General features: G+C 63.8%; 30 protein-coding genes and 1 pseudogene. 14 read left to right on the top strand and 17 right to left on the bottom strand.

Features of this window, described 5'->3' with window-relative positions:
• Nucleotides 1–13: 13 nt before the first annotated feature.
• Complete coding sequence (locus tag JGU71_RS18255; protein WP_199705685.1) at nucleotides 14–667, bottom strand: ArsR/SmtB family transcription factor; 654 nt, start codon at nucleotides 665–667, stop codon at nucleotides 14–16.
• Nucleotides 668–753: 86 nt separating this feature from the next.
• On the opposite strand from JGU71_RS18255, the gene JGU71_RS18250 reads away from it, so the two are divergent.
• Nucleotides 754–2,115 carry an MBL fold metallo-hydrolase gene (locus JGU71_RS18250; RefSeq protein ID WP_199705684.1) on the top strand — a complete coding sequence of 454 codons (1,362 nt, stop codon included), beginning with the start codon at nucleotides 754–756 and terminating at the stop codon, nucleotides 2,113–2,115.
• The gene (locus tag JGU71_RS18245) at nucleotides 2,112–3,410 is read left to right on the top strand and encodes an MFS transporter (RefSeq protein WP_199705683.1); all 1,299 of its coding nucleotides are present in this window, start codon (nucleotides 2,112–2,114) and stop codon (nucleotides 3,408–3,410) included. Before JGU71_RS18250 ends, JGU71_RS18245 begins: the two co-directional genes overlap by 4 nt.
• On the opposite strand, the gene JGU71_RS30595 is transcribed toward JGU71_RS18245, so the two are convergent.
• Nucleotides 3,407–3,592 (bottom strand): SRPBCC family protein, encoded by a 186-nt coding sequence (locus JGU71_RS30595; RefSeq protein ID WP_372433199.1) that lies wholly within the window; start codon nucleotides 3,590–3,592, stop codon nucleotides 3,407–3,409. The genes JGU71_RS18245 and JGU71_RS30595 overlap by 4 nt on opposite strands.
• A gap of 112 nt (nucleotides 3,593–3,704) precedes the next feature.
• Here JGU71_RS30595 and JGU71_RS18235 point away from each other — a divergent pair.
• Nucleotides 3,705–4,108: pseudogene (locus tag JGU71_RS18235) on the top strand (multicopper oxidase domain-containing protein); the annotation flags it as partial.
• Here JGU71_RS18235 and JGU71_RS18230 read toward each other — a convergent pair.
• Nucleotides 4,096–5,220, bottom strand: coding sequence for a cation diffusion facilitator family transporter (locus JGU71_RS18230; protein ID WP_199705682.1), 1,125 nt, complete (start codon nucleotides 5,218–5,220; stop codon nucleotides 4,096–4,098). The pseudogene JGU71_RS18235 and the gene JGU71_RS18230 sit on opposite strands and share 13 nt — an antisense overlap.
• Complete coding sequence (locus JGU71_RS18225; protein WP_199705681.1) at nucleotides 5,217–5,639, bottom strand: ArsR/SmtB family transcription factor; 423 nt, start codon at nucleotides 5,637–5,639, stop codon at nucleotides 5,217–5,219. Before JGU71_RS18225 ends, JGU71_RS18230 begins: the two co-directional genes overlap by 4 nt.
• A 102-nt stretch (nucleotides 5,640–5,741) precedes the next feature.
• Between JGU71_RS18225 and JGU71_RS18220 the strand changes: the two genes are divergently transcribed.
• From JGU71_RS18220 to JGU71_RS18210, 3 genes are all read left to right on the top strand, one after another.
• Entirely contained in the window at nucleotides 5,742–6,101 is a 360-nt protein-coding gene (locus JGU71_RS18220) for a hypothetical protein (RefSeq protein ID WP_199705680.1), read from the top strand.
• Nucleotides 6,098–6,550, top strand: coding sequence for a MerR family transcriptional regulator (locus tag JGU71_RS18215; protein WP_199705679.1), 453 nt, complete (start codon nucleotides 6,098–6,100; stop codon nucleotides 6,548–6,550). The genes JGU71_RS18220 and JGU71_RS18215 overlap by 4 nt, the downstream gene beginning before the upstream one ends.
• Before the next feature lie 384 nt (nucleotides 6,551–6,934).
• A complete protein-coding gene (locus tag JGU71_RS18210) occupies nucleotides 6,935–7,270 on the top strand; it encodes a YnfA family protein (protein WP_199705678.1) in 336 nt (111 codons plus the stop codon).
• Nucleotides 7,271–7,540: 270 nt separating this feature from the next.
• On the opposite strand, the gene JGU71_RS18205 is transcribed toward JGU71_RS18210, so the two are convergent.
• Nucleotides 7,541–8,941, bottom strand: a complete 1,401-nt coding sequence (locus JGU71_RS18205; protein ID WP_199705677.1) for an ankyrin repeat domain-containing protein — start codon at nucleotides 8,939–8,941, stop codon at nucleotides 7,541–7,543.
• Nucleotides 8,942–9,699: 758 nt separating this feature from the next.
• Here JGU71_RS18205 and JGU71_RS18200 point away from each other — a divergent pair.
• Both JGU71_RS18200 and JGU71_RS18195 read left to right on the top strand, forming a co-directional pair.
• Nucleotides 9,700–10,368: a DsbA family protein gene (locus JGU71_RS18200; protein WP_199705676.1), complete on the top strand. Its 669-nt coding sequence runs from the start codon at nucleotides 9,700–9,702 to the stop codon at nucleotides 10,366–10,368.
• Nucleotides 10,328–10,990, top strand: a complete 663-nt coding sequence (locus JGU71_RS18195) for a vitamin K epoxide reductase family protein (RefSeq protein WP_199705675.1) — start codon at nucleotides 10,328–10,330, stop codon at nucleotides 10,988–10,990. The genes JGU71_RS18200 and JGU71_RS18195 overlap by 41 nt, the downstream gene beginning before the upstream one ends.
• 40 nt (nucleotides 10,991–11,030) lie before the next feature.
• Here JGU71_RS18195 and JGU71_RS18190 read toward each other — a convergent pair whose 3' ends face one another.
• Genes JGU71_RS18190 through JGU71_RS18180 form a run of 3 tightly spaced genes read right to left on the bottom strand, consistent with a single transcriptional unit; the run spans nucleotide 11,031 to nucleotide 12,522 of the window.
• Nucleotides 11,031–11,750, bottom strand: a complete 720-nt coding sequence (locus JGU71_RS18190) for a YHS domain-containing protein (RefSeq protein ID WP_199705674.1) — start codon at nucleotides 11,748–11,750, stop codon at nucleotides 11,031–11,033.
• A gap of 47 nt (nucleotides 11,751–11,797) precedes the next feature.
• On the bottom strand, nucleotides 11,798–12,145 hold the full coding sequence (locus tag JGU71_RS18185; RefSeq protein ID WP_199705673.1) for a DUF3703 domain-containing protein: 348 nt from the start codon (nucleotides 12,143–12,145) through the stop codon (nucleotides 11,798–11,800).
• 47 nt (nucleotides 12,146–12,192) lie between these two features.
• On the bottom strand, nucleotides 12,193–12,522 hold the full coding sequence (locus JGU71_RS18180; RefSeq protein WP_199705672.1) for an ArsR/SmtB family transcription factor: 330 nt from the start codon (nucleotides 12,520–12,522) through the stop codon (nucleotides 12,193–12,195).
• Nucleotides 12,523–12,714: 192 nt separating this feature from the next.
• Between JGU71_RS18180 and JGU71_RS18175 the strand changes: the two genes are divergently transcribed.
• From JGU71_RS18175 to JGU71_RS18165, 3 genes are read left to right on the top strand one after another with little or no spacing between them, the layout of a single operon-like run.
• Nucleotides 12,715–13,746 (top strand): multicopper oxidase domain-containing protein, encoded by a 1,032-nt coding sequence (locus tag JGU71_RS18175; RefSeq protein WP_199705671.1) that lies wholly within the window; start codon nucleotides 12,715–12,717, stop codon nucleotides 13,744–13,746.
• Complete coding sequence (locus JGU71_RS18170) at nucleotides 13,743–14,924, top strand: ZIP family metal transporter (RefSeq protein ID WP_199705670.1); 1,182 nt, start codon at nucleotides 13,743–13,745, stop codon at nucleotides 14,922–14,924. Before JGU71_RS18175 ends, JGU71_RS18170 begins: the two co-directional genes overlap by 4 nt.
• Nucleotides 14,921–15,295 carry a QcrA and Rieske domain-containing protein gene (locus tag JGU71_RS18165; protein ID WP_199705669.1) on the top strand — a complete coding sequence of 125 codons (375 nt, stop codon included), beginning with the start codon at nucleotides 14,921–14,923 and terminating at the stop codon, nucleotides 15,293–15,295. The genes JGU71_RS18170 and JGU71_RS18165 overlap by 4 nt, the downstream gene beginning before the upstream one ends.
• An 89-nt stretch (nucleotides 15,296–15,384) precedes the next feature.
• On the opposite strand, the gene JGU71_RS18160 is transcribed toward JGU71_RS18165, so the two are convergent.
• The gene (locus JGU71_RS18160; RefSeq protein ID WP_199705668.1) at nucleotides 15,385–16,191 is read right to left on the bottom strand and encodes a cytochrome c biogenesis CcdA family protein; all 807 of its coding nucleotides are present in this window, start codon (nucleotides 16,189–16,191) and stop codon (nucleotides 15,385–15,387) included.
• Entirely contained in the window at nucleotides 16,188–16,841 is a 654-nt protein-coding gene (locus JGU71_RS18155; RefSeq protein ID WP_199705667.1) for a TlpA disulfide reductase family protein, read from the bottom strand. Before JGU71_RS18155 ends, JGU71_RS18160 begins: the two co-directional genes overlap by 4 nt.
• A 336-nt stretch (nucleotides 16,842–17,177) precedes the next feature.
• On the opposite strand from JGU71_RS18155, the gene JGU71_RS18150 reads away from it, so the two are divergent.
• A complete protein-coding gene (locus JGU71_RS18150) occupies nucleotides 17,178–17,951 on the top strand; it encodes a thioredoxin-like domain-containing protein (protein WP_372433198.1) in 774 nt (257 codons plus the stop codon).
• Nucleotides 17,941–18,666, top strand: coding sequence for a DUF305 domain-containing protein (locus JGU71_RS18145; RefSeq protein ID WP_307829709.1), 726 nt, complete (start codon nucleotides 17,941–17,943; stop codon nucleotides 18,664–18,666). The genes JGU71_RS18150 and JGU71_RS18145 overlap by 11 nt, the downstream gene beginning before the upstream one ends.
• A gap of 28 nt (nucleotides 18,667–18,694) precedes the next feature.
• Here JGU71_RS18145 and JGU71_RS18140 read toward each other — a convergent pair whose 3' ends face one another.
• Complete coding sequence (locus JGU71_RS18140; RefSeq protein WP_199705666.1) at nucleotides 18,695–19,645, bottom strand: cytochrome c oxidase assembly protein; 951 nt, start codon at nucleotides 19,643–19,645, stop codon at nucleotides 18,695–18,697.
• A 16-nt stretch (nucleotides 19,646–19,661) separates the two neighbouring features.
• The gene (locus JGU71_RS18135) at nucleotides 19,662–20,234 is read right to left on the bottom strand and encodes a copper resistance CopC family protein (protein WP_199705665.1); all 573 of its coding nucleotides are present in this window, start codon (nucleotides 20,232–20,234) and stop codon (nucleotides 19,662–19,664) included.
• Nucleotides 20,235–20,556: 322 nt separating this feature from the next.
• On the opposite strand from JGU71_RS18135, the gene JGU71_RS18130 reads away from it, so the two are divergent.
• The gene (locus tag JGU71_RS18130; RefSeq protein ID WP_199705664.1) at nucleotides 20,557–21,201 is read left to right on the top strand and encodes a class I SAM-dependent methyltransferase; all 645 of its coding nucleotides are present in this window, start codon (nucleotides 20,557–20,559) and stop codon (nucleotides 21,199–21,201) included.
• A gap of 126 nt (nucleotides 21,202–21,327) precedes the next feature.
• Here JGU71_RS18130 and JGU71_RS18125 read toward each other — a convergent pair whose 3' ends face one another.
• From JGU71_RS18125 to JGU71_RS18105, 5 genes are all read right to left on the bottom strand, one after another.
• The gene (locus JGU71_RS18125) at nucleotides 21,328–21,867 is read right to left on the bottom strand and encodes a hypothetical protein (RefSeq protein ID WP_199705663.1); all 540 of its coding nucleotides are present in this window, start codon (nucleotides 21,865–21,867) and stop codon (nucleotides 21,328–21,330) included.
• On the bottom strand, nucleotides 21,867–23,657 hold the full coding sequence (gene ctaD / locus JGU71_RS18120; protein ID WP_199705662.1) for an aa3-type cytochrome oxidase subunit I: 1,791 nt from the start codon (nucleotides 23,655–23,657) through the stop codon (nucleotides 21,867–21,869). The genes JGU71_RS18125 and ctaD overlap by 1 nt, the downstream gene beginning before the upstream one ends.
• 97 nt (nucleotides 23,658–23,754) lie before the next feature.
• Entirely contained in the window at nucleotides 23,755–24,702 is a 948-nt protein-coding gene (locus tag JGU71_RS18115; protein WP_307829708.1) for a M56 family metallopeptidase, read from the bottom strand.
• On the bottom strand, nucleotides 24,699–25,085 hold the full coding sequence (locus JGU71_RS18110) for a BlaI/MecI/CopY family transcriptional regulator (RefSeq protein WP_443624199.1): 387 nt from the start codon (nucleotides 25,083–25,085) through the stop codon (nucleotides 24,699–24,701). Before JGU71_RS18110 ends, JGU71_RS18115 begins: the two co-directional genes overlap by 4 nt.
• A complete protein-coding gene (locus JGU71_RS18105) occupies nucleotides 25,082–25,996 on the bottom strand; it encodes a M23 family metallopeptidase (RefSeq protein WP_307829707.1) in 915 nt (304 codons plus the stop codon). The genes JGU71_RS18110 and JGU71_RS18105 overlap by 4 nt, the downstream gene beginning before the upstream one ends.
• Nucleotides 25,997–26,027 lie beyond the last annotated feature (31 nt).

Genomic DNA, 26,027 nt, shown 5'->3' with positions numbered 1-26,027 from the left:
TGCGTGGTTTTCCTCAGCCGGCCACCGCTAGGTCGGCCAGGCGCCACTCGAGCATGCCGTCGGCGAGCCGGGCTGAGGGTCGTTCGTGGTCGGTGAGCAGTCGGACCGCGTCGTGGGCCAGCACGCAGTACGCGCCGCGACAGTAAGCGACGATCTGATTGCCTGCTGGTAGTTCGGCGAGGCGGTCTTCGAGTTCCTCGAGGGGGATCGACAGTGCTCCGGGAATGTGTCCGGCGTCGTATTCCGTGCGGGGCCGCACGTCCAGGATGGTGACCGTCCCCGCCTTTATCCGAGACAGCAGTTCGTCGCGGCTGATGTGCGCGGTATCCGGTCCGAGATAGGCGGCCGCCGCGGCCTCGACGTCGGGTAGATGGGTGTATGCGACTGTGCGCATCAGGGCGAAGAGGGCGGCGATGTCGGCGCCGGCGAGCCGGTAGAACACCTTCGTGCCGTCCCGTCTGGTCGCGACGAGGTTGGCCTGCTTGAGGGTCTGCAGATGCGCGGAGGCTGTTGTCAGTCCGAGCTCGCACGCCTGAGCCAGCGCCTCGACCGGTCGTTCTCCCTGGGCGAGCAGGTCGAGTAGTTCCAGTCGTTTGCCGTTGCTCAACGCCTTGCCCACCCGCGCGAACTGGTCGAACATCTCGGTCTTCGCGATCCGATCACCCATCGCATTCTCCAATCATCTTTGGAATAGTGTAGAACAGATTCGTCGGGCGGTGGTACCACAGCCCCTTTGGTGTGAGGAGTCAGCTGATGACCGGGATCGATCTTGTTCCATTGGTCGACGAGGGGTTGGGAAATTCGGCCTACCTGGTCGACCTGGGCGATGGCCGCGCGCTGGTGGTCGATGTCAGCCGGGACCTGCGTGCGGTGCACGCCGCCGCGAACAAACGCGGGCTCACGGTGGCCTTTGCTGCCGATACCCATCTGCACGCCGACTTCCTGTCCGGCGCACATCAACTCGGCGCGACTGTCGGGGCGCGGGTGTTGGCGTCGGCGAACGGGGGCCGCGAATTCACCCACACCGGGCTGTCCGACGGCGACGAGGTCGATCTGGGTGGTCTGCGGCTGCGGGCGTTGACCACACCGGGCCACACCCACGAGCACCTCGCGTTCCTGCTGCTCGACGGCGAGCGAGAGGTGGGGGTGTTCACCGGGGGCTCGTTGCTGGTCGGCTCGGCTGCCCGCACCGACCTGGTGGCCCCGGACCGCACGGAGGCCCTGGCCCGTTCCCAGTACGCGTCGTTGCATCGTCTGGCCGCACTGCCCGGTGAGGTCGAGGTGTGGCCGACCCACGGTGCTGGTTCGTTCTGCTCGGCCCCGCCGGGAGCCGAACGCACGAGCACCATCGCCCGCGAGCGCGCGAGCAACCCGTTGCTCGCCGCCGCGGACGAGGACGCGTTCGTCACCGCGCTGCTCGGTTCCCTCGGTAGCTTTCCACCCTATTTTCTACGGCTCGGTGAACTCAACCGACGCGGTCCGGCACTGCTTCCCGACATCGCTGGGATCGCGGCGCTGGACGGCGAAGCCACACACCGGCACGTGGATGACGGGGCGGTGCTCATCGATGTGCGGCCCCTCGCTCGGTTCGCGGCCGGCCACATTCCCGGATCACTGTCGATCCCGCTACGGCCTGTCTTCGCGACCTGGCTGGGCTGGCTCGCACCGGCCGATCGCCCGATCATCATCGTCCGCGACACCGAGCAGGACCTCACCGAGATCGTGTGGCAGGCCGCGAAGATCGGCTACGACAACCTGATCGGGGAGCTCGCCGGCGGCGTGGACGCGTGGTCGGCCGCCGGTCTCGAACTGACCCGCACCAACCTGGTCGGTCCCGACCAGGTCGACGGTGTCCGTGTCCTCGACATTCGCCAGACACCGGAATTCGTGTCCGGCCATGTGCCGGGCGCTGTGCACATCGAACTCGGCGATATTGCTGCCCGCGCCGAGGATCTGCCGCACGAGCCCACGGTGGTGATGTGCGGGCACGGCGAGCGGGCGATGGGTGCGGCCAGCCTGCTGGAACAGGCCGGGCACCGAGATGTGTCCGTCCTCGCGGGCGGCCCCGACGACTGGGTGCACGCCACCGGTCGATCGTTGGACACGGGCCGATGAAGACCTCCAGCGCCCGACCGATGCGACTCGGGTTGCGCCCCAACATCGCCCAGTTCAGCCTGCTCGTCGCGGTCAACGCCCTCGTCGGTGGCGTCCTGGGCCAGGAGCGCACCGTGCTGCCTCTGTTGGCCGAACGCGAGTTCCATCTCGCTGCCTGCACCTCCGCGTTGACCTACATCCTGGCGTTCGGTGTCACCAAGGCGGCGACCAACTATTTCGCCGGCACCTGGTCGGACCGCTACGGCCGCAAACCGGTCCTGCTCGTCGGCTGGCTGATCGCGATCCCCGTGCCGCTGCTGCTGATCTGGGCACCGACCTGGAGCTGGGTCGTCGCCGCAAACGTGCTGCTCGGGATGAACCAGGGCCTGACCTGGTCCACTACCGTGATCATGAAGATCGACCTCGCCGGTCCGAAGCGTCGCGGACTCGCGATGGGCCTCAACGAAGCCGCCGGCTACGTTGCCGCCGCCGCGACCGCGCTGGCCACCGGATACCTCGCCGCCCGCTACGGGCTGCGACCGGCACCGTTCCTGCTCGGACTGTCCTATGTGGCACTCGGTCTCGGACTGTCACTGTTCTTCGTCCGCGAAACCCGGGACTACGCACGACTGGAAGCTGACACCCACACCGTCCGCGAGGATGGGCGACACGATCACCTGCACGCAGACCTGAGCAACCGAGAAGTGTTCATCCACACCAGCTTCCGCGAACCCGCGCTGTCCGCCGCGAGCCAGGCGGGGATGGTCAACAACCTCAACGACGGCCTTGCCTGGGGGTTGTTCCCGATCCTGTTCGCCAGCGCCGGCCTGGCGGTCGGGCAGATCGGGGTCCTGGCCTCGCTCATCCTGGCGGTGTGGGGCTTCGGGCAACTGATCACCGGCCAACTCTCCGACCGGTGGGGCCGTAAACATCTCATCACCGCGGGCATGCTGACCCAAGCCGCCGCACTCGGCCTGTTCGCCTCCGCCGACACCTTCACCCTGTGGGCGGTGGCGGCGGTGGGGCTCGGCGCCGGCACCGCGATGGTGTATCCCACCCTGCTCGCGACCATCGGCGATGTTGCCCATCCGGCGTGGCGGGCACGGGCCGTCGGGGTCTACCGGCTCTGGCGTGACGCTGGATTCGCTGTCGGTGCCCTGCTTGCCGGCATCACCGCTGACCTGTGGGGTCTGCGCGCCGCCATCTGGATCGTCGCCGCCCTCACCGCCACCTCCGGGTTTGTCGTCGCCGCACGCATGTATGAAACCCACTCATCGCGGCCCGCCCCGCAACCGACCTCGAAGACCGGCGTCTAAATCGGCTGTGTTGGTTGGGCTTCCAGTTGTTGTTTGAGTATCGCGAGGTTGGTCGGCATCTCTTTGCGGGCCTGCGGGCGCACAGCGAGCGGTACGAGCAGCTTTCCGATTCCGGGGCCTTGGAAGTCGACGTCGATCGTCACCTTCGAGCGGGTGCCGGAGTCGAGCGGGTCGACGGTCACATTCACGATGGCGCGGATCGGGCCGTCGGTGCCACGTACGCCCCAGGTTCGGGGCGCGTCGATGCGTGAGTTCGGAAACAGCCCGCCGCTCAGCGACCCCGATACGCCGGCCGTCGACGACTTTGTGGCCACCGAGACGGTGATGCTGCCACGACGCCGGCCCGACGTGAACCTGAATGCCGATCTCGGCGCGGACAAGATGAGCTACAACTGGACTATCAACGGTCGCACCTTCGACAACACCGAACCGCTGACGATCCGGCAAGGGGCGCGCGCCCGCCTGACGTACGACAACAAGACAATGATGTGGCATCCAATGCACCTGCACGGGCACACCTTCCAGTGATCAAACCCGACGGGTCCCCGGGTCCACGCAAGGACACCGTCATCGTCCTGCCCATGCGAGCCGTCGCCGTAGACCTCGTCGCGGACACCCCCCGTGACTGGATGCTGCACTGCCACAACGGGTACCACATGGACGCGGGCATGATGACTCAGCTCGACTACACCACTTGACCCGGATTGCTTTCCTGTTTGGCCGTGATTGCACTCGTCTGGTGTGGGAGTGAAACGTGTGGTCGCATCGCCTGTGATCTTTCGGGATGATCAGATTCTCCGTCGCGTGCGGGGTAAGCGTGGATGAGCGCGCTGTCGAGTTTGGGCACCGCATGGGTGAGGCTGTGTTCGGCGTCGTGTGCGATGCGGTGGGCGTCGGTGAGGCTGGTGGCGGGGTCGATGTCGAGTTCGGCGTCCACGTGCAGGCGATGTCCGATCCAGCGCATTTTCACGCTGCGCACGCCTCGCACCAGGGGTTCGTCCGCCAGGGTCTTTTCGGCTGTATCGACTAGTTCGGGGTCGACTCCGTCCATCAAACGTCGGAACACGTCCCGGGCCGCGGTGCGGAGTACAGCCAGGATCGCGATCGTGATGAGTAGTCCGATGATCGGGTCCGCGATCGGGTAGCCGAGCGCTACACCAGCAGCGCCGACGAGGACGGCGAGCGAGGTGAATCCGTCTGTGCGAGCGTGCAGTCCGTCGGCGACGAGTGCTGCGGAACCGATCTGACGACCGACGCGGATTCGGTAGACGGCGACAAGTTCGTTGCCGACGAATCCGACGAACCCGGCGGCGGCGACCCAGGCGAGGTGCTCGATCGGAACCGGATTGATCAAGCGGCGGACCGACTCGATCGCCGCGACGATGGCAGATAGCGTGATCATCGCGACGACGAACAAGCCGGCGAGGTCTTCGGCGCGGCCGAACCCGTAGGTGTAACGGCGGGTAGCGGTGCGACGGCCGAGCACGAACGCAATCCAGAGCGGGATCGCAGTCATTGCGTCGGAGACGTTGTGGACTGTGTCGGCGAGCAACGCGACCGAGCCCGAGATCAACACGATCACCAGTTGTGCGATCGCGGTGGCGCCGAGGGCGACGAGGCTGATCTTGACCGCACGGATCCCGGCAGCGCTGGATTCCAGCGCGCCGTCGATGCTGTCGGCAGCGTCGTGGCTGTGCGGCGCGAACACCTCCCGAATTGCGGCACCGAACCTTCGGCCCCAACCAATGTCTTTATGTCCGTGTCCATGGCCGTGCCCATTCGGGGCATGGTCGTGATCGTGGTGGCTCATGCGCCTGATCCGGTCGTGGGCTCGGGCACTACGTCAACATCGTTGTCGGCGTGCAGTTCTCGCAGCTGATCTGTGCTGCGGTGGTGGCCTGGGACGCCGGGGCCGGCGTGTTCGGCATTGTGGACGGCGTCGGTGACCAACTGGGCCACGTGGTCGTTTTCCAGACTGTAGAAGATGGTGGTGGCTTCGCGGCGGGTGCGGACCAGTCTCGCCATCCGCAGCTTTGCTAGATGTTGTGACACCGACGCCGCCGGTTTGCCGATGTGTTCGGCGAGGTCGTTGACCGACATCTCCCGGCCGACAAGTGCCCACAACACCTGCACCCGGGTGACGTCGGCGAGCATCCGGAACACCTCGACCACCAGATTCACCTGATCGTCGGGCAATGGTCGCCGGCGGGACTTACTATCCGCATTCATACGTAGATACTAAAGTACTGACGATGGGATACGAAATTCTGAGTGTGTGGGCAGGGATTGGAGGTTGCATTCCGTACCAAGGTCCGGGTTTACCGTTGTCTTATGACGATAGCGAGAGCGAGTGACGAGTGGGTTCCGCAGGCGTGCACGTTGCCGACGGTCGACCAGCCGCTGCGGGTTGCGGAGTTCGACTTGCTGTTCCGGGACGCAGTGCAGCGGTTTGCCCGCCCGTTCGGGACACGGTTGAGTCTGATCATCTCCGCTGATGCCGAGGCGGCTGCTCGTGATCTCGCCGACCGGGAGACGCGGTGCTGCTCGTTCTTCACGTTTGCATTCGAACCTGCGGGCGATGTCGTGGTGATGCAGATCGGCGTTCCGCACTCTCAGGTTGCGGTGCTCGATGCACTGGAGCACCGTGTATCAACTCTGCAGGCTGCCCGTGGTGAGTCGGAAACGATATGACCGACAACGGTTTACGCAGCGGTCAGGTTGCTGACGCGGCTGGGGTGAATGTGGAGACGTTGCGTTATTACGAGCGCCGCGGTTTGTTGGACGAACCGCTGCCCTCGTTGGGTGGGCATCGGCTCTATCCGCCGGAAGCGGTCACCGTGATGCGGGTGATCAAGGCTGCTCAACGGTTGGGGTTCACCCTCGATGAGGTCGCGGCGTTGTTGGAGGTGAGCCGCATCGGGCATCGCCGTCGCCCGGACGAGGGGCTGCAGGCACGGGCGAAGATCAAGTTGGCCGAGATCGACACGAAACTCGAGGAGCTCATGACGGTGCGTGACACTCTTCGCGCCGCACTGGCGGCCGGTTGTGACGATCTGATCGTCTGTGCCGACAACGCCTGCTGCCCACTGCCGTTCGTGGAACTGACCGCACCGCCGAAGGGTGGTTCCGGTGTTTGCTGAATCGACGGCGGCGACGCTGCCGCGGTGGCGACTTTTGCCGGCGGGGGTGGGCGCGTTTTTGTGCCTTGCCTGTTGTCTCTTCCCGCTACTCGTGGCAGCAGGGTTGCTCGGCGGTGGGTTCGCGCGTCGGTGTTGGCGGGATGGATGGAACTGGTCGGGATCGCATTGCTGGCGCTTGGAGTGCCGGTGTTTCTGTTCGGTGTAGCTGAAGCGCGGCGTCGCAGCTGTTCCTGCGCGGGGGATGTGTCTGGTTGTTCGTGCGGCAGCGCCGGGTCGGCCCCGCGGCAGTTGGGAACGCCGACCGTTCGCTCCGATGTGTGAATTGACGCGGGTCGACCGCGACCGCTTCACGCATCTAATGGTGATGTTCGTAGGGTTTCGGTCATGACTGTGCTGCGTTCGATCGTGTTGTTCGTTCTCGCCGCGATCGCCGAAATCGGTGGTGCGTGGTTGATTTGGCAGGGGGTGCGTGAACATCGCGGGTGGATGTGGATCGGCACCGGAGTCATCGCTCTCGGTGTCTACGGTTTCGTCGCCACCCTGCAGCCGGACGCGAACTTCGGTCGGATCCTCGCCGCATACGGCGGAATCTTCGTGGCCGGATCACTCGTGTGGGGCATGGTGCTCGACGGGTTCCGACCGGATCGGTGGGACATCACCGGAGCCGTGATCTGCTTGATCGGCGTCACCGTCATTATGTATGCCCCGCGCGCCGTCTAGTCGGCGCATGCTCAGTAGTTGACATCGGGTGGTGAGCTGCGAACGCGTTTTGGTCCACGCGCGCGGTGATGTCGTCGCGAACGATTCCCATGCGTTCGATTCAACAATTTCCGCAATCGGACCTGTCGAATCGTTCGGTCCGGCTCGCAGTGCGGAACATCGGGCCGAACAAGGCCAGCATCTCGCCTAAACCAGATGGCCTTGCCGCAGCGCACACCGGATAGCGTTGTCTCGCAGATATGTTCGGTAGTTAGAAGGCAAACGACTACTTCAGTTGGCAGGGTGGACCGCCGCCGAGGCGCGTTCTTCGAGCCATCTGACGACGTCGTGTCGTTCGGATCGCCGCGCGGCGTCGAGGGGGGTGAGTCCGTCGTACCCGACCCAGTCGATGTCGGCGCCGAGGTCGAGTAGGACTGTGGCGGTGGTGATTTGGCCGCCGTGGCAGGCTCCCCAGAAACTGCTGGTGATGTTCTCGCGGGTCGGGCTCTCGGTCCTGAGATGGTGGTCGACCACGGCTACAAGTCCAAGGGCGGCCGCATCGAACAACGTGGTGGCGGCTCCGCGTTCGACGAGTCGGCGTGCGGCGTTCCACTGTCCGAATGCGGTGGCGTCGGACAGTGGGGTGCCGTCGGCTATGACGGCGCCCCGGGCATCGATGTCGGCACCGGCATCGAGTAGTGCGTCGATGGCAGCAATGTCACCGCTGCTTGCTGCCCAATGCAGGGGTGCTTCGCGATGTTCGCCAGGAAAACGGCAGTCAGGATCGGCCCCAAACGCGATCAGTGCGGCGATGGTTGCGGAAACGTTGGGGAAGTGGCCCGGCCAGTCAGTGGCGACGTGCAGCAGTGTTCGACCTTCGCGGCGCGGTAGGTGCAGCGACGCGAGTTCGGTGTGCTCGGCAAGAAGGTGTTGCAGTGTGCACTGGTCGCCGTCATGGATCGCGGTGACGGCGGCTTCGTGGGTCGGATTGTCGACGATCGCGTCGAGAATCCACTGGTCGGGCGGAATGCCGGTCGTTCCGTTCGCTGTGTAGTAGAGACGACATTGCATCCCGTAGTGAGGTGGTATTTCTTCGGTGTTGCGCAACGACTTTGGGCTGGTGACGGGTTCGATGTCGCGGCCATTTACTCGCACGCTCGGTGAACCGCGGAATTGCCGGGCTTCGGCTTGTTCGGAAGTGTCGATGCGGCTGAGCGTCACAGCCGCCGCGATGCCGTTGTCAGCGAGCAGTTCGTCCAATCGCGGCAGAAGCAATTCGTAATGGGGGCAGCCGTCGAAATAAAGCACCTCGACCAACGGCGGATCGTCCATGATGCAGATGTCGGCGATGAGGCCATCGCGGACGGTCAACCGGACGCGCACCTCGTGTGTTTCGTCGGGATCGGGCGCGGCGACCGTCATTCGAGCTGTGATGGAGTGACCGTCATTGGATATTTCAGGCTTGTCGATGTGGTCGATGCTGAGCGTGATCCCGGTGGCGATCAGACCCGCGAAATGATCACCAGCTTGCACCCGTGTGGTGCATTCGTGGCCGCCGCCGCGTCGCTCGCCACCCCATCGGACATCGTCGGTCAACAAGGCAGTGAATGCCTCGCGGGTGCCCGCCGCGAGCGCAGCGGTCAGTGCGGCGGTCAACTGGTCGACCGTGTCGTTACCGTGTGGTGGTCCCATGAAGTCCGTTCTATCACCGCGGATACAGCTGTGTGGTTTGAGCTTAGAACGCCCCGCGCGTGCAGCCCTTTCAAGCAAGCGAAGTCGACCAGACGACGCGCGCTCGCCTCAAGTGCCCGTCGTCGCCACCGCGAATCGATCGTATGGGGAGTCCAGAAACCGTCCAGAAACCCCGCGCGATGCTTGCGGGATTCCGGCCGGAACTGGCGTGTTTGTCGGTCGGGCGACTCGAATTGGATCCACCGTTCAAGCACCGAATCGCGTAGGCATCGTTGATCGATCCGAATGAGCGCTCGTCTGCCACGGTATACCCATACGAGTCACAGAACAGCGTCACCCGGAGCCGGACGTCTGAATCGTGGAAATGAAGAACCACGGACGCGCGCCGACCCACGAGGGGTCGACACGGCTAACTGACCTTGCCGGAAACCGGCGTCTGCAGGCATCGTCGACCACGCTGGCCGCTGAGTCGAGCGGAGCGGAGCACGCCGCCGCCGCAATTGCGCCCGCCAGCTGTTCCAGGTCGCGGGTAAACCTGTGGTCGCGTTGAATCCAGCTACGTATCGACGCGCGTAGGGCGATGCGGGGGTGTCACGGCCCATCAGCGGTAAATGTGTGGGCAGACAAGGCGTGGTGCGCCTGGGGCGTTCTATCAGGCGGTCCTTAGCGCAACAGAATTCGCGTTCGATTAGGGTGTGGATCATGTACGTTTTGCGAGGTTTGCCTGTTGTCGATGGACAACTGCGGAGGTGGGTGTGATGTCGCGCAACGTCGCGATTCCGCTGGTGCTTGTCGTCGTTTTCACCGTTGTGCTGGGAAGCTTGCTGTGGTTCACCGGTAGCGAGGACGATCGCACCGGCGCGACCGCTACGTCGGACATCGACGGCTCCGCTACTGCGGCGATTGCGGCACGACCCGACAGTCATCGATTGTCCTCGGCGCCGGATAGTCGTGTGGAGTTTGTTGAGTTTCTCGACTTCGAATGTGAAGCGTGCAAGGCGATGTATCCCGTGGTGGAGCAGTTGCGAGGTGACTATGGGGATCGGGTCACGTTCGTGGTGCGCTATTTCCCGTTGCCGTCACACGCCAACGCGGAGCGTGCCGCGCGCGCGGTCGAAGCGGCTGCGCGGCAGGGCAAGTTCGAGCAGATGTATCAGCGGATGTACGAAACGCAAGAGCAGTGGGGCGAGCAGCGGACCCCGATGGACGATGTATTCCGCAGCTTCGCCGCCGACCTCGGGCTCGACTTGGCCGCATACGATGCCGCTTACGACGATCCGGCGACACTGAACAGGATTCGTGCCGACGTCGCAGACGGCGAAACCTTGGGGGTCCGGTCGACACCCACATTCTTCCTCGATGGCGAGCGTCTTCAGCCGCGCAGCTATGCCGATCTCACTGCGGCCCTCGATGCGGCCCTCGGCTGAGTTGGCCGTCGTTCCGGTCGACACCGAATCCGCGAGTTCTACGGCGCGGCTTCAACGCATCCTGACATGGGTGCTGATTGTCGGCGGCGGCATCGGCTGGATATCGTCGTTCGTTTTGACGGTCGAGAAGCTGCGATTGGCCGAAGATCCCGAATACGTGCCGAGTTGCAGTATCAACCCGGTGCTGAGTTGCGGTTCCGTGATGGCAACACCGCAGGCCGAGCTGTTCGGATTTGCCAACTCACTACTCGGAGTTACCGGCTTCGCAGTCGTGGTGACCGTCGGAGCGGCGCGGCTCGCCGGGGCGGTGTTTCAACGCTGGTTCTGGCTTGCGTTACAGCTGGGAACCACCGCCGGCGCAGTGCTGGTGCATTGGCTGATTGTGCAGAGTTTATATCGGATCGATGCGTTGTGCCCGTACTGCATGACCGTGTGGGCAGCCACGATCGTGATCTTCTGGTACGTCACCCTCGCCTGTCTCAACCACCTTCGCGGGACACGCGGCACCCGAATTTCCGCACTGCTTGTTGCCAACCACGCTGTGCCGCTGACGATATGGGTGCTAGCGGTACTCGGCTTGATCGCGCAACGCTTCTGGAACTACTGGTCCACACTTGTGTAGATTCGTGGGCCCGGCGCTGCAGGTGATCGCGCGGAACCTGTCAGTTCGAACCGGACGGAGAGGTGGGGTCGCTGGCCGCACCACATTCGACCGCCGAGGTGTAGCGGTCGGGTCTAGCACGGAATGAGTCTGCGCACGTGGGAGAGCAGAAATCGTACTCGACTCCCTCGTAATTCAGCCGTGCGCGGGCCGAGTCGGGCCGTATCCGCATCCGGCAGACCGGATCGACCTGTCCACAAAGACAGTCGATGTCCAATGCGTACACCTCGACGGTGTCGGTGATGTTGCGGAACCGGCGGGGCCCAAGGTGGCTGAGTGGAAGTTTCGCGGCCAGGGCTGCATGGGCGATCGGATCGGTCAGCAGAATTTGATCATTCTTGGCGGCGCCGGCGACCCGGGCGGCAAGGTTGACCGTGTTGCCGTAGACGTCGTCGGCGCGACGCACGACCGGCCCGTAATGCAGTCCGCCGCGCAGAATCGGAACGTTGCCCGCTCGAGTGACCCAGGCGTCCACGATTCGGACGATCAACGCAAGTGCGCGCTCCGGCGTAGGCGAGGTGAGCATCACGGCATCACCGAGGGTCTTCACCAGTCGGTCACCGTTGCCGAGCGCAGAGCGCGCGTAAGCGGCCAGCTGCAAGGCGAGGTCAGCGGCGTGTTGGTCGCCGTGGGCCTCGGTCAGGGCGGTGAAACCCGACAGATCCAGAAACGCCACGGCCGACGTCTCAGGGTCGGTAGGTTCCAAGCGTGAGGTGCTCATGCGAGGTTCGAGGCAAGCGCTGCGCGCGATGTGATGGACAAGGTTGGTTACGCGGCCCGAGCGAGGTCGGCCGCGAGATCGGGAGGGATGGGCATCGGGGTCATCAGGCCGTCGCGGGTACGCCCGGTGTTGCCTTCGGGGTAACGGCCACTGAGCGAGCCGGGCGCGGCGACGATGATGCGCACGACTTGTCCGAGGGCCTCGCGGCGGTCGTGTTGACGCACGGCGAGGGCGAACATCGCTACGTGGTTGCGGGTGTGCAGCCATGGGTAGGGCTGCGACACGATGTGCGCGAGTTCGAGGTGCTCCCACCTTGCGGTGGGGTCGGACGCGTGTCGTGCAGCGGCCATTTCGCGGTCGTAGAGGTCTTTGGTAGCGGGTGTAGCGGTACGCACGGGGGTTCTCCTCGTCTGTTGGGTTAGGTAGCGGGACGGAACGCCTGTCAGCAGCGAGTGTCTGTGTCGGTGCAAGATTCCGGATCGACGGCAAGGACGAGACCGACCAGGTCGTCGAGCGCGCGCCCGATTCTCGGGTCGGCCAGTTCGTAGCGACTACGTCGCCCTTCCGGAACCGCGACGACCAGACCGCACCCGCGCAGGCAAGCGAGATGGTTCGACAGAATTTGGCGAGACACGCCTATCGTGTCCGCAAGCTCGGAGGGATATGCAGGGGATCGGCGTAACACCAGCAGGATCTGGGTGCGAGTTGGATCCGACAAGGCGAATCCAAACCGCGTCAATGCGGTTCGGTGAAGTAGGGCAGCAACTGGCATACGAAGATAATACAGATATCCATGAATTCAGGCAACGGTGAACTGGTCGGCTGCCATTCGGCTTCGTGTGCTGCGCTTCGCGTGGATGGGCTCTTGTGGTCGTCTTTCGCTCCCGGCGACGTCCACGGTATGGACCGGTCGATGCAGTTTCGTTTAGATTGACTTTAGAGTTCGGTGTGCCAAACTCTGTCTATGGTTTCGACGGATCGCCGACGGTTTCTGCTGGGCGGCGCAGTTGTGGGATCGGCCGGCGTGGCGTTCGGCGCACGGTCGATGCTCGCGCCCGATCTGGCGCGGGCGCGAACCGACGAGGTGACCCACCATGGTGGCGGGGTCAACGGTGCAACGTTCCGTTCGGGGCAGACAGTCGATCACGCCTCGAATGGATTCAACCCGACGGCGGTGTTGCGCGATTTCGACTACGGCACAACTTCGGAGACGGCTGACGGCCGTGTCCTGCGGGAGTGGGAGATCTACGCCAGCGACGAGGACATCGAGGTCGCGCCGGGTGTGCGGTTCCCGGCGTGGACTCTCAACGGACGCATCCCGGGCCCAACTTTGCGCTGTCGTGAAGGCGAGTTGCTGCGAGTGCAGTTCGTCAACGGGTCCAAACACCCTCACACGCTTCATTTTCACGGGATTCATCCGGCCGAGATGGACGGCGTGCCGGGTGTCGGCCGCGGAGTGATCGAGCCGGGGGACAGCTTCACCTACGAATTCGACGCCACCCCGTTTGGGCTGCACTTGTTTCACTGCCATGTCGGACCTCTCGCCGAACACATCGCGCGCGGCATGTACGGGACATTCATCGTGGATCCGCCACAGAACCGGCCACCTGCCGACGAGATGGTGATGGTGATGCACGGCTACAACACCACCTTCGACGGCCAAGGCAACCAGCTTTACGCGGTCAACGGGATCCCGTTCCACTACATGCACGAACCGATCCAGGTGCGCCGCGACGAACTTGTGCGGATCTACCTGGTGAACATCCTCGAATACGACCCGATCAACAGCTTCCATGTCCACGGCAACTTCTTCGACTACTACCCAACCGGAACCCGGTTGCAGCCGACTGAGTTCACCGACACCGTGGTGCAGGCGCAGGGCCAGCGCGGTATCTGTGAGTTGCGGTTCCCGTTCACCGGCAAATACATGTTCCACGCCCATAAGACCGAGTTCGCGGACCTGGGCTGGATGGGCTTCTTCGAGGTGACCGAATGACGCAAGCGGACGCTGCCGAGCGCCGCCGATGGTGGTTGCCCGCCGCGTTGTCGGTGCTGTTGATAGCGGCCGCGTTGGCTGGGCTCGCCGTGCTCGGCGGGCACAGCTTGCCCGATCGGGTTGGTCCGCCTGTCGAAGAACTGTCGGTCGAAACCACTCGCTTTACCTCCGGTGAGATCGAACTGACCGTCCGCAATACCGGCCCGGACCCGGTCAGCATCGGGCAGGTCTTCGTCAACGACGTCTACGTCGACTTCGCTGGCGCCGAGGACCCGATCCGACGGCTGGAATCCGAAACCCTGCTGCTGAAATATCCGTGGCAGGACGGTCAGCCCTACACCGTGTCGATGCTTACGTCGACAGGCGTGGTGATCGAGCATGCAATTGCGCTCGCGGTCGCGACACCCGAGCCGACCTTGTCGTTTTTCGCGTTGATGGCATTGCTCGGCACGTACGTCGGGATTCTTCCAGTGGTACTTGGCATGATGCTGCTGCCGGTGATGCGGCAGGCCGGTGAATCGATGGTGCGGCTGCTGCTTGCCTTCACTGTCGGCCTGCTGCTGTTTCTCACCGTCGACGGTATCAGCGAGGGACTGGAAATCGGCGGCATGTCAGGAGGCGCGTTCGGTGGCGCCGAATTGGTGATCCTAGGCGCGGTTGTGGCGTTCCTGATTTTGACCGCGGTGGATCGATATCTGCGTGATCGCCACCCAGGCGGTGCAACCGGCGTGCGGTTGGCAGCGATGGTGGCCGTCGGGATCGGTCTGCACAATTTCGGAGAAGGTTTGGCGATCGGATCCGCCTATGCGATAGGAGAACTCGCCCTTGGAGCCTCCTTGGTGGTTGGGTTCGCGCTGCACAACACCACCGAGGGGATCGCGATCGTCGCACCTCTGACTCGACGCGCGAGCCGGCCACCGCTGTGGATCCTTGGTGTGCTGGGCCTGGCCGCGGGCGCGCCAGCAATCGTGGGGGCGGTCGTCGGGGCCACCGTCAACAACGCAGAACTGTCGGCTCTGCTGCTGGGTGTCGGTGTCGGCGCAATCGTGCAGGTGATCGTGCAGCTCGCGCCCAGTCTGGCCGGATCCGCGCGGGGAAAGGTCGGCGGCACGGTAGTCCTCGCAATCCTGGGTGGGGTGGTCGTGATGTATGGGACCGGGTTGTTGGTGCCGGCGTGAAGGAATTGTCTCGCCGCGGATTCATTGCCGCCGGCTGCGTCGGCTGCGTTGCTGTAACCGTGGGTTGTGCGAACGGGGCCGCGCAGAGCGGCCCGACCCGAGTCGGGATGGGCGAGCTCCGGGTGGGTGAGACTCTCGTCCTCGTCGACCGCCAGATCGTCGTCACCCGCGGCGAGTCGTCGATCACCGCCGTCGAGGCCCAGTGCACCCATCAGGGCTGCGCCGTCAGCCTCGTTGACGACGTCTTGAAATGCCCCTGCCACGGGAGCAAGTTCGACCGCAGCACCGGCGCCGTGCTCCGCGGACCCGCCACCGAACCACTACCGGCACTTCCGGTCAGCGTCGATGGCGAGAACATCTGGATTGGCTGATCCCAATTCGCCCGCCTGCAGCCGTGGGACTCGGTACTCGAATCCCACTTGGGTGGTGGTGGCGGGCGTGATCTGGCGCATTGTCGTCGTTAGATCGGTAGCGTCGTATTGGTAACAAAGGCGTCGCGGATCCAGCTGACGAACTGGTCCCACGCACCTGTTACGAGGGCGAGGCCGACCGCGATCATCATGACACCGCCGAAGATCTGGATGTTCCGCGCGTGCCGGCGCAACCACGCCACACCGCCTAGAGCTCGCGCGGATCCGAACGCCAGGATGATGAACGGCAGGCCAAGCCCAGCGCAGTAGGCGACTATCAGCGCGACACCACGTGCAGCGGTAATTCCGTCCGTACCCGCTGCGACTGTCATGACACCCGCGAGAGTCGGCCCGAGACACGGCGTCCAGCCGAGAGCGAACACACCACCCAACAGCGGAGCACCGGCGAGGGTGGTCGTTCGGCGCGGTTCGAAGCGAACATCGCGCTGCAGTGCGGGCAACAGCCCGATGAAGACCAGTCCCAGGACGATCGTCACGACTCCGCCGACGCGTTGCAGCACCTCCCGATTGATCAGCAGGGTATCGACGACACCGAAGACAGTGGCGGTCGCGAGCACGAAAACAACCGTGAAACCGGCAACGAAAAGGGCTGCCGCGCCTGCGACCCGCGCCCGGCCGGTCCGTGTCTTTGTCGCGATCGCGTCGTCGGCGCTCGCCGGTGGAGCGTCGGCGCCGACCAACCCGGCAAGGTAGGAAAGGTAGCCCGGCACGAGCGGAACCACGCACGGAGAGGCAAACGACACGAGCCCTGCGAGGGCGCATGCGCCCAGCGCCAAGATCAACGGACCGGAGGCCGCAGTCGATTGGAAGGTGTCGCCGATGCTTGCCACGTTCACTGCGGCTCCTTTGCGACCCGCTCGACCACTGGCTGCAGATCTTCGGCGAGTAGTGCGCGCAAGAACACGGCAGCGACGCGATGCTGACGGTCCAGAACCAGCGTCGATGGAATAACGCTGGTCGGATAATTGCCGCCCAACGCAAGCAGCGTACGCATCGGCGGATCCCAAATCGACGGAAAGCCAACCTTTCGATCGACGACGAAGTCCTGGGCCTTGTCTCTCTGAGAATCGCGGACATTGATCCCGAGAAATTCGACACCCAGCGGTTTCGTCGCTTCATATACTTGCTCGAGTTGAACCGCTTCACCCCGGCAGGGGCCGCACCACTGGCCCCACACGTTGATCACTACGACCTTGCCGCCGAAATCTGACAGTGCCGTCGTTTTGCCCTCCACCATGAGGTCCGGGCCGGACAGGGGACCGACCGTTCCGCGCTGCTCCGGCGGGTCGTAGAAGATGTCGATTTGCCCACCCGGGGAGACGAAATCGAAATTGCCGCCCTGGGCGACTGCCTCCGACCCCGTCGCACAACCGGTGCCTGCTAGCGCAATCACGACGCACACGGCAGCCGCGGCACCTCTGTGGTTGCGCCATTTCCACCGAGAATCCACGCTCGGTGTCGGGGCTTTCTTCTCTGTCGGCAGCATCGGTGTCCCGTCTGTCAGTGACCTCGCCAATCCGCCAGGTACTATTCGAAATAGTAGTTCACCCTGTGTGTTGGGTCGAACAAGTGGCGGCTTGCGGGAGGTCGTGGATCACCGAATGTGCTGTCCTGCACCGTCTATGCGCGCGCAATCAACGCCCCGCCCTCGGCCGCCCTGCTCGGATGCTCAGAAACTCCGCGTGGGTTTGTCCGTCACCGTGGCGTGCCGCCGATGCCGTCCTTGTTAGTGTCAACTATTCTGGTTAGTAGATGTCGGGACGCGCGGTCCGGTGTGGATCTGCGCACCTGCCGACGACGACGGAAGACGAAGGGATGCCCTGTGTCCATTGGGTCGAACAAGAGCGGGCGGGGGCGACCGGAACGAAGACGGGCGGGTAAGAACCTCGACGCGCTGACCCGGCGGCGGCGGATCCCCTGGGACGTGGTCGTTTTCGCAATCGTCGCCGTTCTCTTGGTCGGGGTCATCGCCTACAACTTGGTCCCAAAGGCCATCGACCAGCGAGAGACGGCGAAATTCACTCCCAGCTCGGACAATCCCGACCCGTCCGGAGGTATCGATGGCGTCGTCAAGGCCGACTATCCGGCTGGCCGCCATGTCGCGGCTCCGCAGCGCGTGGCCTACGACAAGTCGCCTCCCTTCGGCGGACCGCACGATCAAAATTGGGCGACCTGCACCGGGATCGTGTACCCGCTGCCGATCCGCAGCGAAACTGCCGTCCACTCCCTCGAACATGGTGCCGTGTGGATCACATACAACAGAGATCTGCTGAGCCAGGCCGACATCGATGCGCTCGAAACGCAGGTGAGTGGACAGCCCTACACTTTGATGTCGCCCTATCCCGGGATGAGTTCTGCGGTGTCGTTGCAGTCGTGGGGTCGCCAACTTCAGCTGGAGGGAATCGAGGACGACCGCATTGATCAGTTCGTCACTGCATTGCGCCAGAACCCCACCATCAGCCCGGAGCCGGGCGCGAGCTGTGCGACAAACGGCGGTTTCGACCCGGACAACCCGCCACCCTTCGAGTCCACGGCGCCCGGCGTGGACGCGGCCCCGATGGTCGACCCCGCACCGGGAGACGCCGGTGGAAACTGAGCGGACGATACCCACGGTGGAGGGTCGACGGCACTATCTGGCCGTCACCGGTCGGTCGGTGGCACTGCTCGCGCTCGGGATCGTGATCGTTCTACTGGCCGGCGTTGTTCTGGGATTGTGGACGCAAAAGCTGCTCGACGACCAGCCGCCCTCGCCAGGGTCGATCGATATAGGTTTCGCTCAGGACATGGCGATCCATCACAATCAGGCGATCGAGATGTCGGCGATCGCGCTGTCCCAGGCGGTCGACCCGGCAGTGCGCACCTTGGCGTTCGACGTGTTGACCAGCCAGCAGAGCCAAGTGGGCACGATGCAAGGCTGGTTGGTGTTGTGGAATCGTCCGACTCTTCCTGTCGGCGACTCAATGACGTGGATGAGCGAGGAAGACCATATTCGACAGTCGGAGGCGCACTCGATGCCGGGGATGGAATCGTCCACACTCGGGAGCGCAACCACAATGCCCGGCATGGCGACTTCGGACGAGATACGCAAATTGCGTCAGAATTCGGGAACCGCGTTCGACGCGATGTTCTTACAACTGCTTTTGCGACACCACGAAGGTGGACTGGCAATGGCCCGTTACGGCCGCGACAATGCGGTCGTTCCCGCGGTTGCCCAACTCGCCGACAGCATCGTCAGAACTCAGACCGCCGAGTCCGACACTATTCGACGGATGCTGGAGGACAAGAACACGGTGCCACTCCCGATGAACTGATCGCGTACCCCAGGGGCCGTGGAAACGGTCAGCCGCGGAGTTCTTTGAGGTAGTCGTTGTAAGCGTTGAGCTCCAGGTCGCCGTGGAGTTCCGCGCGGCGTTCGGTCGCCGCTGCACTGCGCCGTTCGTCGCGGTTCCACCGCACCGCGAAAACGATCACGATGACCAGGCCTACCGGTTCACCATAGGACCAGGCAAGGCCTCCGGCGAGTTGTTGATCGTCGAGCGGATCTATACCCCAGCTTGCGGGTGGGTCGGCGAACAGATCGAGCATCGGTGTGGTCGCCATCATCAGAATCAGCCCAAAAAACACGTGCAGCGGCATCTCCAGGAAAATGTCGAAGAACCGTCCGAGGTTGCTCTGCCTGACGGGCAATGGCCCTGTCGATAGGACCGGAACGATGAATAGTACGCCCGTGGCCAGGAAGAACAATTCGACCGAAGTGTGACCCGCCCATGTCGATCCGACGGTGTCGAGGATCGAGGTCAGGTACAGGCCGTAGTAGCTGAACAGGAACAGAGAGATGGTCACCGCTGGATGCAACAGCACACGAGCCATCCGACTTCGAAGCCCGACAAGAGCAACAATCAACACGATCCTGCCCAAGCCTCGATGGGGCGTGGCACGCAGCAGCAAGCTGCCCGGCGATCCCATCACCAGCAGCGGCGGGATCGCCATCGACAGCGTCAAATGCTGAAACATCCAGACGCTGAACAGCTCGTACCCGTATCCCTCCATCCCCAGCCCGGTCACGGCGACCAAAAGCGCACAGCCGAACAGGAATGACGCTGTTCGCCACCACGGCCACGGTAGCGACGGCCTCACGGATCCAAGGCGCAACCGGCCCCAGCAATACAGGACGGCCAGCGCAAGTCCCAGGAGGGGCAGGAGCGGAATCGGTTGGGGGTACCACCCGAGCAACGTGCCCAACGTAGGAGGCGCCTCGGGAACGCGCACCGAATCAGCGACGACCATCATAAGTATCGGACCGCTATCAGGAGTGCTTGGTGTCGGCGGGGTCCGTGTTCGTGTCTTTGCGGGTCCCACGGAAGACGACCACGATTGCGCCGACCACAAGACCCGCGACCGCTGCGGCAAGCGTCCAGGTGGTCATCATGTTGTCGCCATCGTCGGCAGAACCGGACTGCGGCGCTGCCGGTGGCGTCACCGAGGCGGGGGTGGTTCCGATGCCTGGGTGTGCAATCTGCGGCGATGCGACCCGGAACGTGTAGGACCCGCTGATCGGGTGACCATCTTGTGACACGACGCGATAGCCGACGGTGAAGTCGCCGACCGGAAGTCCGGCACGGATAGCTATCTGGACACGTTCGCCCGCCACGGTCGGTGTCGATTCCCCCCATTGTCCTCCATCGGCTGCCACCACCTTCACCGTGGCGAATTGCTGCTGAATGGCTTGATTGAATACCAATTCGACGGCAGCGGGCGAACTTTCGAGGATGGAATCCGCTGCCGGCGTGGAACTCACGAGTTCACTGTGTGCGCCGGCGGTACCGCCGCCAAGTAGAAGCAGTAGACCGATCAGCACCGTGCCAAGCAGACCTTTCACGTGACTCCTACCTCGCCCCACGGCACTCCTTCGTCGCGCTTGGTCAGTGCCACGGCGCGGGCCATGGACTTGCTACTAATATGCATAGTATCAATCGGCGAGCGCGCCCATCGCTTCTGTTGCGACGACCTCCCCGAGCGATCCGTCAGTGGAACGACCGCGCTGATCTGTTGGGGGTTCGGGATGAAAGAGCTGCAGCACAGGATTCCTGTCCGAGACTTGTCATCGTCGTCACCGAAGCAGTTTATTCGCGTCGTAAACGGGAGAGCTAGGTAATGTCGGTGACGTCGGATTCACCAGCGGCGGCGGGGGGACGGTCACGATGAGTCGATCAGAGAATGTTGACGTCGAGCAGGCGTTCGATCGGAAAGCGCGCCAGTTCGATCGGCAAATGGCGTTGTTCGAACGGTATGTACTGGGCCGGGCGCGGCAGTGGGCGGTCGCACACGCACGTGGTCAGGTGGTCGATCTCGGGGTCGGTACCGGCATGAACTTGCTGCATTACGGTCCCCTCGTCGAGCATGTGATCGGTGTCGACCTATCCGACGGGATGCTCGACATTGCCCGCCGACGTGTGACAGACCAGCAGTTGGCGTCCGTGGACCTGCTCAAAGGCGATGTGCAATCGCTCGAACTGCCGGACGCGTCGGTGGACACGGTGGTGTCGACCTACACCTTCTGCGTTATCCCGGACCCGAGCAAGGCCAGTGCTGAGGCTTTTCGCGTGTTGCGGTCGGGTGGTCTTTTCGTGCTGGCCGAACACGGACCGTCGACCAATCCGGTTGTGGCGTGGCTGATGCGGCGGATCGACTCGGTGCGGCTACGCTTCGACACCGATCATTTGACCCGGGATCCGGTGCCGTTCTTGCGTGAGGCCGGGTTCGTGTTGGAGCACGTGCAGCGTGCCGGTCTGGGCGGGATCACGTTCCGGGTCCTGGCCCGCAAACCGACCGACGTCGAGGGCTAGGGACGTGTAGCGCAGGTCGACGCAGGGGGTGGTGGGGGCCTTGGGAGCTCCTTCCCACCCGGTGCTGTCTTCGAGCCGTCGCGGGCAGCTACGGCAGCGTCGGCTACGCGAACACCACTCGTCGAGCTAGAACTCGACTCCGACTGACCTGACCTGCGCCCGCGGCTCCGAGCACCAGAGATCGATGAGCAGCGCACAGTAGCTCTCGGTCAGACGATGGGCGGCCGCGGTAGCAGGGGCGATGCCATGTTTGTAGCCGATAATGGGGAACGCGTTCAGAATGGCGACGTTGGCGTCAGCCGCGGCACTGACTCCCAGGTCGGCGAGATCGCCGCTGATGCGTGCAGCAGCGTCGACGACCTCGTCGGGGAGATAGAGCAATGGTGGTGGCGCCCCCTCGTTCTTGGGCTGCCCTGCCCCGACGTGGAGCGCGACGAGACGACGACGAGCCGTCGCCGCGGCTTTTGCGGCGAGGTAATCGTGTCGCCGCAGCTGGCGGGGACGGTGGAGTCGCACGGGTGTGACCATGGGGAGTCGCCTCAACGAGGTCGCACACTTCGGCAGGTCGGCGGCGTCGAGAACGATCGGGGCGGCTGATCGTAGCAACCAGTCGGCAACGATCCCCGTTGCTCTGGCTGTTGCGGGCAGGGTAAGAACAGACGTCATCAGCGGGCGGCGGGGGGATGGCCGGTGTCGTCGACGCCTGCCTCTACGGAGTCAGGCGTCGGATGGGCGTCGGACGACAACTGCGCTATTTCGGAGGAATGCTTCGCCGAGCCCCAGCCGACGTGGGCCTCGACGCGCATCCGGTCGATCATGTGCGGGTAATGCAGTTCGAACGCAGGACGCTCGGACCGAATGCGCGGCAGCTCGTAGAAGTTGTGCCGCGGCGGCGGACACGACGTCGCCCATTCGAGCGAGTTGCCATATCCCCACGGATCGTCGACGGTCACGACCTCGCCATACCGGAAGCTCTTGAAGACGTTCCAGACGAACGGCAAGGTGGAGGCTCCGAGGACGAACGAACCAACGGTAGAAATCAAGTTGAGACTCGAGAAACCGTCCGTTGGCAGATAGTCCGCATAGCGGCGCGGCATGCCTTCGTTGCCCAACCAGTGTTGCACGAGGAAGGTGGTGTGGAAGCCGATGAAGGTGGTCCAGAAGTGCCACTTCGCCAGCCGCTCGTCCATCATTCGCCCCGTCATTTTCGGGAACCAAAAGTAGATCCCCGCATAAGTGGCAAACACGATGGTGCCGAAAAGCACGTAATGGAAGTGGGCGACGACGAAGTAGGAGTCCGTGGCCTGGAAATCCAGTGGCGGGCTGGCCAGGATAACGCCGGACAGGCCGCCGAACAGAAAGGTGACGAGGAAACCGACGGAGAACAACATGGGCGATTCGAACGTCAACTGACCTTTCCACATGGTGCCGATCCAGTTGAAGAATTTCACTCCGGTCGGCACGGCGATAAGGAAGGTCATGAAGGAAAAGAATGGCAGTAGGACAGCGCCGGTGGCGTACATGTGGTGCGCCCATACCGCAATCGACAGGGCCGCGATACCGAGCGTCGCATAGACCAAGGTGGTGTAACCGAAGATCGGCTTGCGGCTGAACACCGGGAAGATTTCGGACACGATCCCGAAGAACGGCAGCGCGATAATATAAACCTCGGGGTGTCCGAAGAACCAGAACAAATGCTGCCAGAGCAGCGCGCCGCCGTTGGCAGGATCGAAAATGTGCGCGCCGAGATGACGGTCTGCCGCGAGGCCCATCAACGCCGCAGTGAGCAGCGGAAACGCCAGCAGCACAAGGATGCTCGTGACGAGGATGTTCCAGGTAAAGATCGGCATCCGGAACATCGTCATACCGGGACAACGCAGACAGACGACCGTGGTGATCATGTTGACCGCAGCGAGAATGGTGCCCAAACCGGACACGGCCAGCCCGAGAATCCAGAGGTCTGCGCCAACGCCGGGGGAGTACAGCGCGCTGCTCAGCGGCGCGTACGCGGTCCAACCGAACTCGGCAGCACCACCGGGGGTGATGAAGCCTGCGGTCGCCATTGTCGCGCCGAACAGGAACAGCCAATAGCTGAAGGCATTCAGACGCGGGAACGCGACGTCCGGCGCACCGATCTGCAGCGGCAGCACGACGTTCGCGAAGCCGAATACGATCGGCGTCGCGTAGAACAGCAGCATGATCGTGCCGTGCATGGTGAAGAGTTGGTTGTACTGCTCGTTGGACAAGAATTGCAGGCCCGGCACCGCTAGCTCGGAACGCATGAGCAGCGCCATTAAGCCGCCGATGAGGAAGAAACTGACCGCCGTGACGAGATACATCATGCCGAGCAGCTTGGGATCGGTGGTCGTCAGCATCTTCCACAGGAAGGAACCCTTCGGTCCCACCCGGGCCGGAAAAGGCCTCGTAGCGGTGAGTTTGGTGTCGACCGCAGTCATGAGCCTCAGCTTCCAGTCGTCGGGGCGTTCGCCCTGGATCGATTCTACTAATCAAAATAGTAGATGGATCTTTGTGCGATTCAGTCGACCCCGTGGTTCAAGCGACGATCAGGCACGCCGCCCCGGCTGAGGCCGCCAGCGCTGCAGCGGCGGCGATGACAGGAAGTAGGACGGCGATCGCGGCGGCGTAGATGGTGCGAGATTTGCCACCGGTGGACGGTGCCTCGTCGAGGCAGCGCAGTCGGAAGCTGATCGACTCGCTGAGGAGGCCGAGCGAGAGTTGGGGGCGGGATGCGCTTGATGTGGACACTGCCCGTAAGGCAGTGCTCATCGAGTACGCGCTGGTTGCCTGGGCGGCGGCGTGATCTGCGACGAGTTCGATGAGGGTCTCGACGGCACGCGGTGCTGCCGCCAACAGCGGGACGCGCGGGAGTGCGGCAGCAAGCACTTCGCACACACTGAGGATGCGGTGATGGCGTGCGCGCAAATGGGCGTGTTCGTGCGCGATGACCGCGGCCTGCTGACTGTCGGTCAGGCATCGGGCAAGGCCTTCGGTGGCGACGACGTAGCCAGGCCTACCGTCGATGCTGTACGCCATGGGCAATGGATGGTCGAGCCACATCACCCGGTTCCTGCCCGTCTCGGTGCGAGCGACGATCGCGACGACGTCGCGGTGGAAATCCCGGATTTTGGTGCGCACCCGATGATGGCGACGGGCCGCTACGCAGACGCGGGCGATGATCACGCTGGCGATGGCCACGACGGCGCCGGTTGCAATCTCACCGATCAAGGGACGAAGGGCGTGTTGCAGGGCGGTCAGGCACCGCACCATAGTCTCGAGTGGTCCTTCGGCGGGGGCGTGCGCGGCTGGCCAGGCGAGTACCGCGACGGCCGCTGCGGTGAGGACGAACAATCCGGCCACGGTGCCCAGCCAGGCGGTCAACGCTACGACTGGCGAAACCCGGAACATCAACCGCCGCAGCACTATCGGCATAACGATGGCACTGAACGCCGCCGCGACGAGCAGCGTCACCGCGAGAATCACGATCGTGCGTCTTTACCGGACAGTCCGCGACGAAGCGCCTCCGATTCGCTGGCGGATACGGTTTTCGCCAGGTGCAGCAGGACCGCCGCCGAGTCGGTGCTCGCGTCGAGGATGTCGCGGAGCGCGCGTGAAGTCGCTTCCTCGCGGGTGCGGGTCGGCCGGTACAGATAGCCCCGCCCTTGTTTATCTCGTACCACCCACCCTTTCTCGTACAGGTGGGTCACCACCGTCAAGATCGTGGTGTAGGCGGATTGCTTTCGCTCGCTCGTGCGCTCCACGAGGTCGCGCACGGTCAACGGTTCCGGCGTCGCCCACAACACGTTCATGACGTCGGCCTCGAGTTCGCCGAGGCCCTTCAGGTATCCCCTTCGACCCCTTGTCATGAGCCGATTCCTGATGCGAGAGCGGCAGTCGGCACTCCTCGAGCGCTGAGCCACGCCATGGGATCTGCCTTACTCCCGTCACGTTCCCACACCTCGTAGTGCAAGTGCGGGCCCGTAGATTGTCCCCGATTGCCCACGGTTGCGATTTGGTCACCCGCTTTCACCCGCTCTCCTGCGGAGACGAGAGCCTGGTCGATGTGTCCGTAGATTCCGATTGTGCCGTCGTCCTGTCGAATACGCACCCACAACCCGAAACCCGCCGCGGGGCCAGACTCGATCACCTCACCATCGGTCACCGACACGATCGGAGTTCCGATGGAGTTGGCAATATCGAGGCCGTAGTGCGTCGATCCCCACCGTGGACCATAACTAGACGTCAGCACGCCGGCGACCGGAAACACCGACACCGGCCGGCGCGCCGCGGCGTCGCGGGCGTTGCGTTCCTCATCGCGGCGTTGGGCAAGTCGCAGGGGCGTGGTGAGTGCAGTGAGGTCGGCCGGATCGGGCATTGTCAGTACCTGCGAGCCACCCTCGACTGCTCGCGCCCCGACGGCGTCCGGTTGCGGCATGACATCGTCGGTGGGATGTGAGCCCGGGGGGTGCGCTCCTGCGATCGCCGCCGATCCCGCAAAGATGCCTCCGGTGACGACCGAGGCCACAAGCACACGGCCCGCGCGTGACCGATCCTGCGAACGGTGCGCGCCTCGTTGGCGCCGCGTGACCCGCTGTGCGGTCGACCGAGCTGAAAATGCGTCGATACTCGTCGGCGCCATGGTCGGCGCGGGATCATGAAAAACTCGCTCCCAGGGTGCCGACCCGATATAACCGGCGAGTGTGATTGTTGTTCGCTCGGTCTGGTCGAGGGCATCGTCGTGGGGGAGCGGCGCAACCACATGAAGTGCCCGTTGCACGTGTAGGCCGTGCGATCTCGTTTGCTCGCCG

Source organism: Antrihabitans stalagmiti, from assembly GCF_016482825.1.
Lineage (GTDB): Bacteria > Actinomycetota > Actinomycetes > Mycobacteriales > Mycobacteriaceae > Antrihabitans > Antrihabitans stalagmiti.
Note: the sequence above shows the minus strand (reverse complement) of the source record. Positions and strands in the feature narration are given on the sequence as shown.